General features: G+C 31.6%; 19 protein-coding genes. 17 read left to right on the top strand and 2 right to left on the bottom strand.

Translation table 11 applies throughout. From position 1 onward, the window contains the following. Positions 1-15: 15 nt before the first annotated feature. Positions 16-1245, bottom strand: a complete 1230-nt coding sequence (locus DKL58_RS04940) for a CPBP family intramembrane glutamic endopeptidase (protein ID WP_109586311.1) — start codon at positions 1243-1245, stop codon at positions 16-18. 11 nt (positions 1246-1256) lie between these two features. After that, positions 1257-1697 carry an 8-oxo-dGTP diphosphatase gene (locus DKL58_RS04935; protein ID WP_109586310.1) on the bottom strand — a complete coding sequence of 147 codons (441 nt, stop codon included), beginning with the start codon at positions 1695-1697 and terminating at the stop codon, positions 1257-1259. Between the two features lie 180 nt (positions 1698-1877). Here DKL58_RS04935 and DKL58_RS04930 point away from each other — a divergent pair, with 180 nt between their 5' ends. The 17 genes from DKL58_RS04930 to DKL58_RS04850 all read left to right on the top strand — a co-directional run bounded on the left by DKL58_RS04930 (position 1878) and on the right by DKL58_RS04850 (position 17733). Further along, positions 1878-3518, top strand: a complete 1641-nt coding sequence (locus tag DKL58_RS04930; RefSeq protein WP_109586309.1) for an ATP-binding cassette domain-containing protein — start codon at positions 1878-1880, stop codon at positions 3516-3518. Positions 3519-3534: 16 nt separating this feature from the next. Further along, the gene (locus DKL58_RS04925) at positions 3535-4218 is read left to right on the top strand and encodes a tRNA (adenine(22)-N(1))-methyltransferase (protein ID WP_109586308.1); all 684 of its coding nucleotides are present in this window, start codon (positions 3535-3537) and stop codon (positions 4216-4218) included. Continuing rightward, positions 4211-5008 (top strand): Nif3-like dinuclear metal center hexameric protein, encoded by a 798-nt coding sequence (locus tag DKL58_RS04920; RefSeq protein WP_109586307.1) that lies wholly within the window; start codon positions 4211-4213, stop codon positions 5006-5008. The genes DKL58_RS04925 and DKL58_RS04920 overlap by 8 nt, the downstream gene beginning before the upstream one ends. A gap of 13 nt (positions 5009-5021) precedes the next feature. After that, on the top strand, positions 5022-6263 hold the full coding sequence (gene pepT, locus DKL58_RS04915; protein WP_109586306.1) for a peptidase T: 1242 nt from the start codon (positions 5022-5024) through the stop codon (positions 6261-6263). Positions 6264-6593: 330 nt separating this feature from the next. Continuing rightward, positions 6594-7481 (top strand): ABC transporter ATP-binding protein, encoded by an 888-nt coding sequence (locus tag DKL58_RS04910; RefSeq protein ID WP_109586305.1) that lies wholly within the window; start codon positions 6594-6596, stop codon positions 7479-7481. Between the two features lie 5 nt (positions 7482-7486). Further along, the gene (locus tag DKL58_RS04905; protein ID WP_109586304.1) at positions 7487-8242 is read left to right on the top strand and encodes an ABC transporter permease; all 756 of its coding nucleotides are present in this window, start codon (positions 7487-7489) and stop codon (positions 8240-8242) included. An 18-nt stretch (positions 8243-8260) separates the two neighbouring features. After that, on the top strand, positions 8261-9025 hold the full coding sequence (locus DKL58_RS04900) for an ABC transporter permease (RefSeq protein WP_109586303.1): 765 nt from the start codon (positions 8261-8263) through the stop codon (positions 9023-9025). A gap of 76 nt (positions 9026-9101) precedes the next feature. After that, positions 9102-9455 carry a GntR family transcriptional regulator gene (locus tag DKL58_RS04895; protein ID WP_045928105.1) on the top strand — a complete coding sequence of 118 codons (354 nt, stop codon included), beginning with the start codon at positions 9102-9104 and terminating at the stop codon, positions 9453-9455. An 11-nt stretch (positions 9456-9466) separates the two neighbouring features. Beyond that, complete coding sequence (locus DKL58_RS04890; RefSeq protein ID WP_109586302.1) at positions 9467-10171, top strand: ABC transporter ATP-binding protein; 705 nt, start codon at positions 9467-9469, stop codon at positions 10169-10171. Positions 10172-10176: 5 nt separating this feature from the next. Next, positions 10177-10980 (top strand): hypothetical protein, encoded by an 804-nt coding sequence (locus tag DKL58_RS04885; RefSeq protein WP_162542330.1) that lies wholly within the window; start codon positions 10177-10179, stop codon positions 10978-10980. A gap of 45 nt (positions 10981-11025) precedes the next feature. Continuing rightward, positions 11026-11862 carry a hypothetical protein gene (locus tag DKL58_RS04880; protein ID WP_045928102.1) on the top strand — a complete coding sequence of 279 codons (837 nt, stop codon included), beginning with the start codon at positions 11026-11028 and terminating at the stop codon, positions 11860-11862. Between the two features lie 51 nt (positions 11863-11913). Further along, positions 11914-12753 carry a hypothetical protein gene (locus tag DKL58_RS04875; protein ID WP_045928101.1) on the top strand — a complete coding sequence of 280 codons (840 nt, stop codon included), beginning with the start codon at positions 11914-11916 and terminating at the stop codon, positions 12751-12753. Positions 12754-12903: 150 nt separating this feature from the next. Further along, the gene (locus DKL58_RS04870; RefSeq protein ID WP_109586300.1) at positions 12904-13269 is read left to right on the top strand and encodes a GntR family transcriptional regulator; all 366 of its coding nucleotides are present in this window, start codon (positions 12904-12906) and stop codon (positions 13267-13269) included. Next, positions 13269-13976, top strand: coding sequence for an ABC transporter ATP-binding protein (locus tag DKL58_RS04865; protein WP_109586299.1), 708 nt, complete (start codon positions 13269-13271; stop codon positions 13974-13976). Before DKL58_RS04870 ends, DKL58_RS04865 begins: the two co-directional genes overlap by 1 nt. Next, positions 13976-14815 (top strand): hypothetical protein, encoded by an 840-nt coding sequence (locus tag DKL58_RS04860; RefSeq protein WP_109586298.1) that lies wholly within the window; start codon positions 13976-13978, stop codon positions 14813-14815. The genes DKL58_RS04865 and DKL58_RS04860 overlap by 1 nt, the downstream gene beginning before the upstream one ends. Positions 14816-15074: 259 nt before the next feature. Then, positions 15075-17129: a BglG family transcription antiterminator gene (locus tag DKL58_RS04855; protein ID WP_109586297.1), complete on the top strand. Its 2055-nt coding sequence runs from the start codon at positions 15075-15077 to the stop codon at positions 17127-17129. Then, a complete protein-coding gene (locus DKL58_RS04850; protein ID WP_109586296.1) occupies positions 17116-17733 on the top strand; it encodes a bifunctional 4-hydroxy-2-oxoglutarate aldolase/2-dehydro-3-deoxy-phosphogluconate aldolase in 618 nt (205 codons plus the stop codon). Before DKL58_RS04855 ends, DKL58_RS04850 begins: the two co-directional genes overlap by 14 nt. Positions 17734-17745 lie beyond the last annotated feature (12 nt).

Here is a 17745-nt window from a genome sequence, read left to right as displayed (position 1 = left end):
AATCTTGTCTTTTTATTATCTAAAAGTTAATTCGCTGGCACCATGATTATTTTCTAGTCCCCGTTGCTGCAAATTATATTCGATAACACTTTTTCGCTTACCTGATAATAAGAAGAAAGCAAAAGCCAAATAGATCAAAGTGGTAATAAAGAGATATTCCCAGTCAAAGATATGGGGTACTGTCATAACTGTTGAGCCAGTAGCTAGGAAGGCTAGTATGTCATAAACTGCATGATAGCCCAAATTAACCAAAAAAGAACCTGTATATAAATAAACTGCAGCAAAAACAATACCTGCGGCAAACGCATTAATCATTTGTAAAATTGTGGCAGAGAGTGGTTGCATCAGTGCGTTAGTAAGATGAATTGAACCGAAAAGCAAACCATCCAGTAATACTGCCAATAAAACTTGATTTTTAGAATTTTTAAATATTTTGAGTAATATACTTAAAACACAAAAACGCATTAACCATTCTTCAGCTACACCAGCTTCTATGCCCTGACAAATATACTGAGTTACGTGTTTTGTTGTTATATGAAAATCCCAGCGTGTTAGCAATTGTCCTAAATTATTTGCATCATTAAAAGCATTAATTAAACAGTCAGCAACAATAAAAATAAATATAAACGCAAGAACTGAATAATTTGCCCTTGAGCTTATTCTCAAACTCGGATTTTGATAGTGCCAGCTTTTCATTACAACAATTGATGAAATCACAAAACAAATGCTACCTGTGATTCCTGTGGTGTTGAGAACTTGAAGCCAAGAATGGCTATCCATAGTTAAAATTTCAGGCAGCGAAACAATCAAACTTGCAAACAACAATAAAGTTATGATCTGGCCAATCGGATTCTTTATTTTGCCCCATGCCAGTTCTCCCATCGGAACTAGCATAATGAGTTCATACAACGTAAAGAGAATTAATAAAAAGATCACATTCTTATTATTCAAAACTTTGATAAATGCTGCTCCCAAACTGAGTAGTGCAAAAAAGCACAATAATATATTGACGGACTGAAAATAATGATTAAATTGAACTAACTTTCTTTCAGGATGTTTTTCGCATAAAAGGGTTAGTTGCAATAGAACCAGTATGAATAAAACCGGCAGAATTACTACTGCTCCTAGTCTACTCTTGGTCAGGGGTTTGATTTTAAAAAATAGCACAAATGCCACAATGATCAGAATTTCTTGGACTATTATTTGTCCTAAATGCCAACGCTTAATTGCTTGTTCAGAAAGCATTTCGATACTCCTTAAAATAATTCATCCCGTTTACCGTCCAAGATATGCTCATCAATATCTTCGTTAAAGTATACCAGCAAGTCGCGGTCAAAATTATATGCTAATTTATGTTGGAAAAGCTCTTCTTTAGTCATCCAGGTTAATTTACCTTCTCTTGAGGCCTTGACTTTACCAGTGAATTTAGTGGCAATATAAAAAAAGACAAGATAGCGGTGGTCGTTTTCATCATAAAATTGTTTAATTCCACAAAGACGAGGATTTTTAATATCTAAATTCGTTTCCTCCTTAACCTCGCGCACTACTGAGTCATAAAAAGATTCGTGATTTTCCACATGACCACCCGGAAAAGTCAATCCTGGCCAATAAGGGTCATTACGATCCAAAACTAAGATATTATCGTTTTTTTTAATCATGCACATATTTGTCAAAGTAACAGGTTCAGTTCTATCCATTAAGTCAAAAATCTCTTTCTTTTAAATCTTATTATCAATTATAAAATAGCAATTTAGAAAGAAAAAGGAAATTTTTCTCACTTTTTTGCCGGCAAATTAAAATTAGACCAGAGATTTTGTGGCTTTTATTAATTTGTTCCATTATACTTGTAATACTGTTTTAAGTTTTAGGAGGATAACATGGCTATCAAATATGCAAAGAAATGGAAACTTTTTCTTTTTCTAATTATTTCAATTCTTGATTCATTTCAGTCAGTATTTTTAGCTTATCTATTAAAAGTATTCATTTCCTTTGCTCAAAAGCCTACGGGAAATTTGCTCGGATTAACTTTATTCGCCATTAGCGGATTAATTATTTTCAGTATAATTGGAATACTTTTTCAGTATTCCTTTTTAAATTTGATCCATGATATTAATATCAAAATCAAAGAGATAGCAACTGATCATATCGTTAATATTAATGATCAAGCTAAACTTGATACTTCATTTATGACAAACGACCTTAAACAAATTGAGACTAGTAAAGTTGTTGCCGAATTAAAAATTTTTAATTACATCTTAAAATTTTTGACTGCTATTATCACTGCAGTGATTACATCTTGGTTTATTTCTTTGGTCTTTTTTATTGCAGCAATAATTCCAGCCTTAGTTCAAAATTTTGCCGGTAAAAAAATTTCTGCTAATTCTAAAAAATGGGAAAGGGCAAATAGTAATTATACCGCTACCGTTACGGAAACGATTAACGGCACAACCATTTTTTCTTTATATAATTCAGAAAATTCTATTGCTAAGCGCTTAATAAAAAGCGCTCGCAAAATGGAGGACGCCTTACAATCAACGAATTTATCCAAGGGCATTGCAAACGAATTAACCTCTTTTGCTGCATATTGTTTTGGCATGATTATTCCATTTAGTGTTGGAGTTTATTTGATAACTATAGGAAATATTACCTTGAGTACTTTTATGATGATTGTGCAGCTATCGAATAATTTCGTGAATCCGATAGTTAATATTTTTATGTGCGTTAATGATATTAAAACGACCACTCCCATTTGGACTAAATTTATAAAAATACAAAAGTATAAAAGACCCGCAGGCGATATTAGTTCAATCCCTGTTTTCAATAATTTGAGTTTAATTAATGCCACAATCTATTTTGATAAACAAACTATTTTTCAAAAAGTAAATTTAGTAATCAAAAAGGGTGAAAAAATATTATTACAGGCTCCTTCAGGTTGGGGAAAATCAACTTTGCTCAAAGTCTTGATAGGAAAATATAAGCTGGATTTAGGCTCTTACCTGATAAATGGAGAAAAAGCTAGTGGCAATTGGAATAAAGATCATGAACTCTTTGCTTTGATCAATCAACAACCGTTTATTTTAAACGACACGATTGAATACAATATTACTTTAGGACAAAAGGTTACCAAACAAGAACTGAATAAGGTCGTTGCTAAAGCTGGCCTAGAAGAACTGGTAAGAAAAAAGGGATATCATTATCAAGTTGGCCTTGGAGGTAAAAATTTGTCAGGAGGACAAAATCAGCGCATAGAAATTGCCCGCGCACTGCTCAAGAAAAGACAAATTTTGTTAGCAGACGAAGCTACTTCCTCATTGGACACAAAATTATCTCGAAAAATTCACGCTACTTTTTTAAAAGAATTTTCCGGAACAGTGATCGAAGTTGCTCATCACATATCTACAGATGAAGCAAGCATGTTTGATCGTAAGATCGATTTAGAAGCTAATAAAAAAAAGTATTTAAAATCGTTATTTTATCTTTATCTAATAAAAATTCACTATGCTAAAATTTTATTATGAAGAAAGTAGGATATAAATGAACTTAAGATTGAACTCATTGGCACAAATGGTTGACCAGGGTGCACGCATTGCAGATATTGGTACTGATCATGCTTATTTACCGATTCAATTGGTGAAAGAAAATAAAATTCAGTTTGCTATTGCTAGTGATGTTGCAGCTGGACCATTGGAAAATGCGAAAAAAGACATAGCAGCTGCAGGTTTAGATGGGAATATTGAAACTAGGCTTGGGGCAGGACTTGATACTATTAATTCTGCTGATCAAATTGATACAGTAACTATTGCCGGAATGGGCGGCAAGTTAATAACGCAGATTTTAAATGATGCTTGGCTAAAAGATTCTATTTTCGAAACTTTAATCCTTGAGCCAAATATAGGTGAGCCCGGTGTCCGAAACTGGTTAATGAATCATAATTATCAAATAAAAAGAGAAAAAATTATTGCTGAAGCAGGACACACATACGAACTAATTAAGGCAGAAAAAACTAATAAAATTGTTAAATTGACAGAAAAAGAATTATTTTTTGGTCCAGAAATCTTAACAGAAAAAAATGAAGTTTTTTATCAAAAATGGCGAGGTCAACTTGCATATCACGAGAAATTACTGCTTAATTTAAATAAGGCTAAAGAAAAAGATTTGGTCTATATGCACAAAATTGAGTCAGAAATAAAAATGATCGAGGAAGAAATAAATGACTAAAGTAGAAGATATAATAGCTGTTTTACAGCAACATTTTCCAGAAGAAATAGCTAGTAAAGGTGATCCAGTTGGTCTTCAAATCGGCTCGATGAAGCAAAAAGTGACCAAGGTTTTAACTACCTTAGATGTCAGACCTCAGGTAGTTGACGAAGCAATACAAAAAGGGGCAAATTTAATCATTAGTCATCATCCGTTAATGTTTCGTCCAGCTCAAAATCTTGATTTTGCTAATCCCCAATATGCGATGTATGGCAAAATTATTGCTCATGGAATTACCGTCTATTCTATTCATACTAATTCTGATAAAGCAGAAGATGGGTCAAGCGACTGGCAAGCTGAAGAACTGGGATTAAAAGATGTTGAACCATTTTGTCCTGATGAAGATGGCATAGCTATAGGGCGTAAGGGTAGACTAGCCCAGCCTCTTTCTGCTAGAGAATTTGCTTATTATGTCAAAGACAAAATGCACGTAAAAATGGTAAGATTAATTACTGCTGATAATGAGCAACTGATTTCTTCTGTCTGCTTTATTTGTGGTGACGGCGGAAAATATTGGCATCAAGCAGTAGAAGAAAAAATAGATGCATTTATCACAGGCGATGTATATTACCATACGGGACATGATATGATTTCAGCAGGTTTGACAGTAGTTGATCCAGGGCACTATACTGAAAAAATATTTAAACAAAAAATTTTTCAAAAGTTGCTTAAATGGAACAAAGAAAATTCATGGGATGTTGATGTCACAGAATCACAAGTATCAACTAACCCATTTCAAGATTTATTTTAATTAAGGAGATAAGATGGAGTATCCAAATTTATTACCAAGATTTTTAAAATATGTAAAAGTTAATTCACGCTCTGATGAACATTCAGACAGGTTTCCTTCAACAAAGCGGCAAGAAGTATTTCAAAAAGAAGTAATTCTACCTGACCTAGAAAAATTAGGCTTATCTGAGGTGCATTATAATCAGAAATCAGGCTGTGTTATTGCCGAAATTCCAGCTAATGTAGATTATGATGTTCCAGTAATGGGACTTTTAGCTCATTGTGATACTGCTGATTTTAATGCTGAAAATGTCAGACCACAGGTTCACGAGAATTATGATGGGAAATCTAAAATTCAGTTGGGTGATTCACAGTTTTATTTAGATCCTGCCGAATTTCCAAATTTGAAAAAATATGTAGGACAAACTATTATTACAGCTTCAGGAGACACACTTCTTGGCGGCGATGATAAGTGTGGAGTAGCAGAGCTTGTTACTATAGCAGAATACTTATTAGACCATCCAGAAATAAAACACGGTAAAATTCGCTTTGGCTTTACTCCTGATGAAGAGATTGGAATGGGCGCACAGCATTTTGATATTGATGAATTTGGAGCGGATTTCGCTTTTACCGTTGATGGTGGTGCTCCGGGTAAGTTAGATTGGGGTACCTTTTCTGCTGCAACCTTTACCCTTGATATTCAAGGGGTAAATGTGCACCCTTCTGTAGCTAAAGATCAGATGATTAATGCTATCCAAGTTGGCATTAACTTCCAAAATCAGCTTCCGCAAAACGAAGTCCCTGAAAAGACTGCGGGCCGGGAAGGATTTTATCATCTAACCAATTTTACTGGCACGGTTGATAATGCTCAAATGGAATACATCGTTCGCGATTTTGAAAGGGATGGTCTGGAAGATCGTAAAAATAAAGTCAAGGCTATTGTTAATCAAATGAACAAAGAATTCGGGACTGAGAGAATTAAGCTTAACATGAGAGATCAATATTACAATATGGCCGATATTCTTAAAGACCATATGGAAATTGTTAACTTAGCTAGAAAAGCATATAAGGCTGAAGGACTTACGATCAACGAGGACCCTGTCAGAGGTGGCACTGATGGTTCACTTTTAACTTACAGAGGGTTGCCTTGTCCAGATCTTTTTTCCGGGCAAGAAAATATGCACGGACGCTTTGAATATACCGTGCTTGAATCTATGGCAAAAGCAGTAGATGTAATGATTAAAATGATAGAGTTGAATGCAAATAGCAACAAATAGTGAAACAAAAACGACTGTTTTTAATACTTCTTATTAAAATAATTAAAAGCTTAAATCTTATTCTGATGGACATAATTTAACTTCTAAAAAGTTAGTAAAATTATGCACAATTAATAGAAATTTAAATCTAGGTACATAGGATCATTATCAAAAATGGTTTTATGTGCCTTTTTTATTTTTAAAGTTTTATATTGACAATTTGTGGAACACTTAAATTTTTCTAAGACAAAAGGTAAAAGACAACTTGCAAAAGTTAATTATTTATTTTATCATACTAGTGTATTACTTATCTAGTTCACTATTATTATAAAAGAGAAAGGATGAGCGACTATGCAAAGTGCGATTGCACTACGAGTTGATAATGTTAGTACTTATGTGGGCAAGACAGTACTAGTTAATAATGCTACTTTTGATGTTAAAGCTGGTGAAATAATCGGTTTGATAGGCCCTAATGGTGCTGGGAAAACAACTATTATGAAAACCATTTTAGGCTTAATGAAATTTAAAGGAAAAATAGAGGTCAATGGCAAAAATGTGTCTGAAAATGACCATCATGCTTTAACAATGCTTGGAGCATTAATTGAACATCCGGCAATTTACCCATTTCTTACTGGAATGCAGAATTTGACCCTTTATGCTCATGATCAAAAAGATATGGCAAACCTAATTTCCGAATTACAAATGGATTCATATATTAATAATAAGGCTAAAGGATATTCACTGGGGATGAAGCAAAAATTAGGCATAGCAATCGCCTTATTAAATCAGCCCCAAATTGTAATTCTTGATGAACCAATGAACGGACTTGACATTGAATCAACGATTCGAGTAAGAAAATTAATCAAAAGATATTCTGATCAAGGAACAGCTTTTTTAATTTCAAGTCATATTTTAAGTGAATTACAAAAAGTAATGACGAGAGTTGTCTTAATCTCCGGAGGACAAATTATATTGAATAAAGAGGTCAAAGAATTTGAAAAAATTAGTCACCAAAAATACCATTTGACTACTGAAAATAATAAACTTGCAAAAAAGATTTTTGCTGCTTACCAGATCACATTTACAGAAAATGAAAATTATTTGATAGTAAGTCAAAACGACATATACAAAATAGAAGATCTGCTATTTAACGAAGGTGTTCACTTAAAAGAAATTTTGCCGCTTGAAGCCAACCTTGAACGAATTGTAGTTGATGTCTTGGAAAAGAAAAGGGGATAGACAGAATGCTTATAAGCTTTAAACAGGAAATCTATAAATTCAGGCATGAAAACATTGCTCTGTATGGTCTGATTATTCTCATTGTAACAATGATTTACAACTTTTTTACTAATCCTATTACGCGCCAATCCCTTGGCTACGGATTTGGTGCAAATGAGTGGATTCCTTTAATAGTTATTACCGTAGCATCTGCAATTTTTTCAATGGAATACAAGAATAACACGATTATCATGCTGGAGTATAAGACTTCGAGCAAGTTTCAAATTTACTTTTCCAAGTTTTTGGTTGTCTTAGTCTATAGTTTTCTCCTAACAGTGATTGCATTTTTACTTACCTTGATTTTAAGCATGTTCTTTAATAATGTCAGATATGATTGGTTAGTTAACAAAAATGGTAATAATCTTTTAAATGATCTGGTAACTAACCTGGCAGGAGCATTGATTTATTCTTTTTTTAGCATTGGCTTATCTTTTATGCTCATTATGCTGGTTAAAAATAACGCTGTAGTAGTTTGTTTTGGAATTGTACTAGCATTTTTTGGTGCCAGCTTTTCCAAAGGATTAATGCAAACCTTTCCCTATTTTATAAGTACTATTAAATGGAATTTTTTAAATATGATTTTTATTTCCCAGCAATTATCAAAGCCAAGCCTTAGCTTAAAATCGAATTTATCAAGTCTTGAACTAATTATAGCCAATATCGTTTACGGCATAGTTTTTATGGTTCTAGGGTATTATCTATTCAAACATCGACGAGTATAAAGAGAGGAGATTACTAAAATGATTTTTAGTATTAAGCAGGAATTATATAAATTAGTGCACCGCAAAATTACTTGGATTGCATCTATCATATTATTTTTTCTAATGCTTATTGCCGGTTTCGCTTTAGCAGATGAAAGTAAAAAGCTAATTTTAACATTAACTTTTGATTCTTCTGATTTTATCATGTTTATCCTAGTGATAGTAGGTGCCACCTGTTTTTCAATGGAATTTCAAAACAATACGATTTTAACACTCTTATATAAGTCTGCTAATAAAATATATGTTTATTTATCAAAATATATTGTTTTATTCTTATATAATGTTTTTCTGCATCTGCTAGCTCTTTTTTATACCATTTGTCTGCGTTATACCATATTTAATTATCGAGTTAATTGGTCAGAACTTTATCTATACCATCAGCCGGTATGGCTAAACATGGTAACTGCTTCTCTAATAGATTTAGTAACTACAATGTTAATTATTGCTATTGTTTTTTTACTCTCGTGCCTAATTAATAGTAGTGCAATTGTAATTGCAGCAAGCCTGTTAGTGACATTTATAGGTCAAAACATTTCTTCCGAATTAATGAACGGGGGCAAGCTTATAAGCATTATGAAATGGAACCCTTTTAATATGGTGGACTTAACCAGGCAATATGGTAATTATGGCATGTATGTTTTAACTACCCACCTGAATAACCAAGAGCTTTTAATGGGTAGTCTAGTCTATATTCTTATTTTTGTGATTACCGGCTATTTAATCTTTCGCAGAAAAAGATTTTAAGTAAGTAATTGCATAACTTTTAAGTTTATTGTAATATTATAGTGTATTATAAATGTAATACAGTTAGAAGAGAATTATGAATTTTAAAGACAGTTTGCCTATATATATACAAATAAAAGAATATCTATGTCGCCAAATAATCACCGGCAAGCTTGAGCCAAATCAGATGATACCTTCTGTACGTAATTTAGCAACGCAGTTAACAGTGAATGTTAATACTATTCAAAAAGCGCTTAGACAAATGATTAATTCCGGTCTTCTGGTTACTAAAAGGGGAGAGGGTAATTATGTTACTAGCGATAAAAAATTATTGGAAAAAATCAAAAGAGACATGATCGTTGCTGAACAACGTAAGTTTGTTCAGAACATGAAAAGCATAGGAATCACGCCAAAACAAACTCATCTTATTTTGGCTAATCATTTAAAGTAGGGAGTTAAAAAATGGATAATCTTTTAGAAATTAGAGATTTAACTTACAAGAAAAATCTGAAGACAATTTTAAATAATATCAACTTAAATTTACAACCGGGGAAAATAGTAGCACTTTTAGGCGAAAACGGTGCTGGTAAAACGACCTTAATGAGGGTAATTAGTGGGATGGCTAAAAACTATCGTGGAACCGTTAAACTTTCTGGTGAAAGTAAAGAGGCTCAACGAAAAGCCCGACTATCATTCACTGATAGTCTGACGGGCTTTAACAACTCAACAAAAATCAAAGATATTGTTAAATTTTATGAAATCATTTATCAAGATTTTGATGGCAAACAATTTGAGCAACTTCGTCAGTTTATGAAATTAGATTCTGAAATGCGATTATCTGAGATGTCAAAAGGAATGCGAGAAAAATTAATTATTGCACTTGCATTTTCGCGCAAAGTTGACCTTTACCTATTGGATGAACCCTTTTCTGGTATTGATGCTATGGCTCGTAAAAAAATTATTAACTCAATCATTTTATGGAAACCAGAAAAATCAACAATTCTCGTTTCAGATCACTTTGTGAATGAGATCGCTAGTATGCTGGACGAAATAGTCATTATCAAGGACAAAACCATTTATGCTCATAAATCAACTGAAGAGATACGAGAACATCATAAGAGTGTCGAAGACTACTATGAAGGCTTATACGATGCGGAGGATGAATAATGGTCATGTTTAACCATTTATTTGGCAAACTTTTTGAAAAAAAAGCCAAATATGTTCATCTTCTAGTTGTCCTGCAATTTATTAGTTCTCTGGCATCAGCTTTTTTTACTTATTTTAGTTTTTATTCTGGCAGGTTTCACTTAAATTTGAACAATAACCTTGAATTTTTTCCAGGATGGATGGCTCTATTTGCTTCTTTTACTTTCTTGTTTGGACCTATTTTATTTATTTTAACTGTCGTTCAGAATGAACGCTTAAATAGAAGTAAGACATGGCGCCTAGCACCAATCAGCGATGGCACGTTTTATATTGATAACATCTTAAGTTCATTTGTTTCTCTAATCTATTTTGTCTTTTTAGATTTTATCATTGCGCTTGGATTATTCTTTGTATCTATTTTTGCCTATCCCAAATTTGGCAAAAATTTGCGGTTTGAACTCAATTTAGATACTGACACATTTCTTACTTTTATTTGTATTATACTGTTGGTAATTCTAACTGCTCTTTTTATTTATTTTTTGGTTAGTTTCCTTAACTTTTCCAGTCAGGCAATTTTAAGTTTTTTACCACAAGCATCAAGTCATATTTTAATTTCTTTTATTCGTATATTCATCATTATCATATTAATGGGACTGATTGTTAAGCTATATAGAGTATTGATAAACTCTTTTGTAAATCTTTTTTTACTAAAAGCGACTGATCTTGCTGGATTAGAATATGTTGTAGGTATGATGTTTGTTGCTAATTTAATAATGCTTGGTATCGACGTATTCTTAATCAATCATTTCTTTGAAGCAGAAGAAAAGTAAATCCTAATATTTTTTACAATATTTTCATAGTAGGGAGGAAAGAGTATGACCTCATTTAAAAGTTTGTTTGGCAGATTTTTTGTAGAAAAAGCAAAAAATGTTTATTCATTTTTAATAATTCAAACAGTTGGTGCTCTTGCATTTTCTGTTTTTGGTCTGCTAATTGGGACAGGTAAGATAAGTGAATTTTTAAATTCTTATACTGAGCTTTTACCTGACTGGTTAATGGGCTTTTGTCTATTAGGTGTCTTTTTTGTCATTTTCTTTTTCATTTATATTATTGTTAAAAATGAAAAGATTAACCATAACCAAACATGGCGTTTAACTGCAATCAGTGACGAAAAATTTTACATCGCTAACAGCTTAAGCACATTTGCAACATTTGTTTATTTCATTATTCTTAACATTATTGTTGCTGGTATCTTGCTAACTGCTTCATTTTTTATGGACAAGGATTTTCGTAATTCGTGCGAAAGAATGTTTAAGCAATTTAGACCAAATTTTGAACCGAATACAATTCGTTTTATTTTTGATATCATGCTACTCTTACTTTTATGTTGCTTTTTCATTTCGTTATTGATCAGCTTTTTAAATTTTTCCAGTAAAGCCATCATGGATTATCTTCCTGTAGCTTCAAGTGGGTTAATTGTCAAACTATTACATATTTTTATTGTTATCGTAATAGCCCTACTTTTTACCAAAGCAGAAAAATTTTTTGTCGATCAAGTTTTAGGCAGCCTTTTGAATTTTTTAAACTTCAATCCGGCTTATAACAACGCTTTACCCTATGTTAATGTAATTGTTGTAGTTGTTAATTTAATAATGTACGTTATTAATATCTTTTTATTTAAGTATTTCTTTGAAGCAGAAGAAAAAAAGTAGCTAGTAAAACAATATTTGTCACCAGTTAGAAATGAAAATAAGGAGTCCAAAATGGCGGAGTTTAGCAGGTTATTTAACAGATTTTTTAAAATTAAAACAAGAAAATTACACATTATACTTTTTTTTCAATTAATCGCAGCATTAGCATGTGCCTTTTTTACTTATTATGAAGTTACAAATTGGCATATTCAAAAAAATCTAAAAAATAATGTCGGTCTGATACCAGAATGGACATTATATTTTGTCATCTTAGCCTTTCTTGTCATATTATTTGTATTCATTTTAACCCCTTTGCAAAGTGAAAAATTTAATCGAAGTCAAACCTGGCGGTCAGCTGGAATAAGTGACAGCCAGTTTTATCTTGATAATGTTTTAAGTACATTTGTATCTTTTATTTACATGCTTGCGCTTGAAGTAGTTGCTGCAGTTATGCTAGGTTTCTTATCTTTTTTGGTTGATAAAGATTTTCAACGAGGACTTCATGATTTCCTAATGGATCTGCATCCTAATTTTGATTACAATGTTTTCTGGACTGTAATTGGTACGATTGTCTTAGCCATTTTAAGTTGTTTCTTTTTATATTTTGTTATCAGTTTCTTTAACTTTGCTAGCCAGTCCATAATAGATTTTGTACCCGCCAACGTTAATGGAGCACTTGTAAAGATACTCCATTTATTCATAATTTTTGTACTGATCTGGTTCTTTTTTAAAATTCAACATATATTTGTCTACAAAATTCTTTTGTCAGTATTTAATCCAGCTAATTACGGTCTTGCTTATTCTAGTGATTTACCTTTTGCAATTTTGTCAACCACAATTTGCAATCTTATTTTGTTGGGCAGCAACGTTTTCTTATTTAATCATTTTTATGAAGCCAGTGAACGTAAGTAGGTAGGCAATTAAGAAAAAAATTACTTTTACAATTTTGTAATTTCTCACAAAAAAGCAAGTCATTACAACAATTAAAAGGTTTGCGGAAAAAATAAATCTGGTTTATGATAGTGTATTATAGGTGTAATACGGCCAAAGGATGGTGGACTTGTGGAATTTAAAGATAACATTCCCATTTACTTACAAATTAAGCAATACCTATATCGACAAATAATTACCGGCAAATTGAAGCCCGGTAAAAAAATTCCTTCCGTGCGTGAACTGGCAGTGCAACTCACTGTGAACGTCAATACGGTGCAACGTGCTTTACAACAAATGAACTTTGAAGGCATTTTGTATACCAAGAGGGGAGAAGGTAATTTTGTCACTGAAGATACTACTTTACTTGAAAAAACGAAAAGGGAATTAATTAACGCTGAACTAGACAAATTTGTTCAGAGTATGAACTCTTTAGGGGTTTCTGATGAACAAATTCTCAAATCTTTAACTGAATATCTTAAAGAGGAGCGTAAATAATGGGCAATCCCTTAGAAATAACAGACTTAGTTTACAAAAAGAACCAGAAAAAAATTATTTCTGATTTAAATTTAACCCTTAAACCAGGAATAATTGTTGCTCTTTTAGGTGAAAACGGAGCGGGCAAAACTACTTTAATGCGAATAATTAGTGGCGTAGCTAAAAACTATCGAGGCACTGTTAAAGTTGCAGGTTTTGCCAAAGAAGCTGACAGAAAGGCACATCTTTCTTTTACTGATGGCCTGACAGGATTTGCTAATTCAACTAAAATCAATGATATCGTCAAGTTTTACCAAATTTTATACCATGATTTTAGTCTAAAGCAATTTGAGCAGTTAAGAAAATTCATGAATTTAGATTCTGACATGCGCTTATCTGAAATGTCTAAAGGAATGAAAGAAAAGCTGGTAATTGCTCTAACTTTTTCCAGAAAAACAGATTTATATCTTTTGGATGAACCCTTTTCCGGCATTGATGCTATGGCTCGCAAAAAAATTATTAAATCGATAATTTTATGGAAGCAAGAAAAATCCACTATTTTAGTTTCAGATCATTTCGTCAATGAAATAGCTGCGGTTTTGGATGAAGTTGTTATTATTAAAAATAAAACTGTTTGTATGCAAAAGTCGACTGAAGCAATTAGGGCTGATAATCAAAGTGTAGAGGAATTTTATGAGAGTTTTTATCAAAGAGAAGAGGATGAATAATGGCTATTTTTAATCGCTATTTTACGGTGCTTTTCAGATTAAAAACCAAATGGATTTCTCTTCTGTTAATTATCCAGACCGTAGCTTCATTTGCGATGTCGTTTTTCAATTTTAATAACGGCCATGTATACATTAATAGAACTATTTTTTCTAATTTCTTCACCTTATGGCTGACCATTTTTGTGTTATCAGCGTGGCTTTTTACCGGAATATTTTATTTAACCACCTGTTTACAAAACGAACGTGTCAGTGGCAATCAAACTTGGCGTTTAGTACCAATTGATGATAAAAAACTGTATTTCGATAATGTTTTAAGTTCGTTTGGTGCAATGCTTTTCTTTGTGATACTCGAAATAATTTGCACATTAATTTTAGGCGTTGTTACTTTTACTTTTGATAGTCAGTTTCATACTGTCACAATCGAAATGTTTGCTGATATTGGACGGCATTTGCAACAAGTTGACCTGGAAATTATGTTTAACTTCTTTGGTGCGATCATGATGGCTATTCTTTGCGCATTTTTTGGTTACTTCATTATCAGTTTTTTAAATTACTCCAGTCGCGCCCTTTTGGATTTCCTTCCTCAAGCTCTCAGCAAAGCTTATTTTCGGGTAATTGCAGTGTTTGTGATTATTTTAGTTGCCTGGCTTGCAATCAAAGCCAGTAACATTGGCCTACAAATAATTTCATTTCCATTTAGATTTATGATGGGAGAAACCACAGGAACAAATGATGATTTGGCTTTAGCTCTAATTTTAATGCTTGTAATCAATTTACTTTTTTGGTTTTTGGATACAATCCTTTTCAGTAAATTTTTTGAAGCAAGAGAAGGAAAATAGTGATTATCTAATAAAAAAATATTTATAGAATAAAAACCTGAATTAAGATAATTTAATTCAGGTTTTTTTATGTTTAAAATATTTTAAAGAAGAAAACAAAAACACGGAATTTGTTATACGATTAAAAGGTTTCATTTGCAAATATCATCTTAAAGTAAATGTATAACAAAGGCATACACTTGTACAAGTTTAGAAACGAAAGCGCATACAAAAAGTTAAATTGGCAGATTATAATTAGAGTTGAAAGGGGGATTTGAAAATGAATGAGCGTATTCAAAAAATAATTTCCCTTTTACTAAAAGAACCTAACATAACAATATCGGAGATGATGCAAAAATTATCGCTTAGCAGAAGACAAATTAATTATGCTGTTAAATTAATAAATAATACTTTGAGGGCAAAACATTTTCCAGAAATAACTAGACATAAAAATGGAACTTTCGAATATGATACTTCCATTAGACTGCTAATTCAGGCAGGTAAGGAAGATCAGTTTGGTGAATTATCAGATCATGATCGTAAAGTTTTAATCATTACTTACTTAATTTTAAAAACAAGTTATGTTTCTTTGAACCATCTGACATCTTTTCTCAAATATTCGAAGACCACAGTTATTAGTGATATTAAGGAAGCGCAAAAATTTGTTAAGAGAAATAATTTAGAAATTATTTATAATCGGGTTGAAGGATATTCTCTAAAAGGGGAAAAAGATGATATTTATAAATTAGCAACTAAATTATTTTTAAATAATCCAAATCTAATTACAAGTGATCTAATTATATCCATTACAAAAAATAGAACAATCGCAAAAAAAGCGACTGTTCTAATACTAGATATTGAAGAAAAATTCAAAGCTACTTTTTCGGACATATATTTTAAAGCTTTGAATAATTTGTTTCAAACAATCTTGTATAGAAGTCAAAATTCCAATTGTAAATCTAACTGTCCTTCAGATCCTTTTATCACCGAAACAAATGAATATAAATTTTTAAAAACCTATTCGGGTTTAGAAAATTTGGATAATGTAGATTTGAAATGGTTAGTTTTAGAAATTTTAGCTTCTAACGTATATGATAAAACAAATTTACAATACGGATCAGATGAAGTAAAAATTTTACATTTTATTCATCAAATAGTAGAGGGTTTTAAACAAAAAACGTTAGTTCAGATTGATGATCAAAAGCAGTTTGAAAAAAGATTAATGAATCATTTAAGACCTGCTTGCTATCGTGTTAAGTACGAATTGCCAAATATTGAAAAGTTAGAGTTGAATAATAGCGAAAACCACCAAATTTTATTTCAAATAATAAAAAATTTAATAAGGCCTCTTGAAGACTGGATTGGCAAGACTTTTCCTAAAGGAGAAGTGCAATTATTAACGTATTATTTTGGTTACTTACTTGCTAGTACTCCTGAAAATCGTGATATCAACAAACCGATCTATAAAGCTATTGTAGTTTGTTCAAACGGTATAATTATGTCAAACATTTTGATAAAAATTTTAAAAGAAATTTTACCAGAATTAAATTTCATCTGTACTATGTCAATTAGAGAATTCAACAATTCAAAAGAAAGATTTGACATTGTTTTTACTACATTGCCATTAAATACCAACAAAATACAGTTCGTTGTTAAGCCAAATATGAACTATTCAGAAAAAATTGGTTTACGGTATAGAGTTTTAAACCAGCTAAAGATAGAAAAAACGGATAAAGAAATAAATAAGCTTCTCGAGCTTATTTCAAGGTATGCCAATTTAACCGATAACCAAATACTAAAAGCTGACATAAATCGAATGCTTTTAAAGCAAAACTTCGATAATTCAGATAATAAAAAATCTCATAATTTACTTTCTTATCTTCATCCTAACTATATCGTTTTAAATAAAGATACAAATATCGAATGGAAAGTTGCCTTGCATAAAGCAATTAAGCCTTTATTGAAAGACAAAAAAATTGAAAAGCGATATGAATTTGAATTACAAAGACAGATTAATAATCCAGATAATTATAGTTTTTTGGGAACTAGTATCTCTATTCCACATTCCTTACCTAAAACTGGAATTTTGGATAGTGGAATTGGTTTTTTAGTATCAAAAACTCCAATCGAAATGCCTTACAACAAAACAGTCAACATTATTGCTCCGGTAGCATTTTCTCATACAGATAATAAATTAAAGGCAATTAATCAATTTACTTCTCTTGCGATGAACAAAAATATTATTAATAAAATTTTAAGCTGTAAAACGTCATTTGAAGTCTATCAAATAATCTTGAAATTTGTAGAAGAGGAGGAAAAAAATGGGGATAAATAATTTTCCCAAATATACAATCATAATACGAAACTATACTTTCGATGAAGCCCACGCTATTGCAAAGGCAATCGAAGGTTTAGAACAAAATTTTGCGATGGAAATAACAATGAATACACGGTCTGCTTCAGAATACATCAAAAACCTAAATAAAGAATTTGGCCAAAAAATCTTAATAGGTGCTGGAACAGTACTAAACCTTAAAGATGAAATTGCTGCGGTGGATGCTAATGCAAAATTTTTATTAAGTTCATGTTTGTTTAGCAAAAATATGATCGATTATGCTAAACAAAAAAACGTAATAACAATACCGGGTGCATATACGCCTACTGAGGTATTACAAATGCTTAATTATAAAGCAGATATAATTAAAATTTTTCCTGCAATTACAGCAGGACCGGAATATTTTAAAAATCTTCAAGGACCCTTAGGAAAGATACCACTAATGGCAGTTGGCGGAATTTCAAGTGAAAATGTCGGGATCTTTTTAAAAAATGGTGCTCAATTTATTGGAATTGGTTCAGGTGCTTTTTTGAAAGAAGACATTATTAATAAAGATGTTCCAAAATTACGCCAGTCTCTAATTGATATAATTGAAAAGTCATAAAGTAGGTGGTTA

Origin of the sequence: Lactobacillus kullabergensis, assembly GCF_003151025.1 — a bacterium.
In the GTDB taxonomy this organism is placed as follows: Bacteria; Bacillota; Bacilli; order Lactobacillales; family Lactobacillaceae; genus Lactobacillus; species Lactobacillus kullabergensis.
The sequence above is the reverse complement of the archived record's forward strand: the minus strand, read 5'-3'. Positions and strand labels throughout refer to the sequence as shown.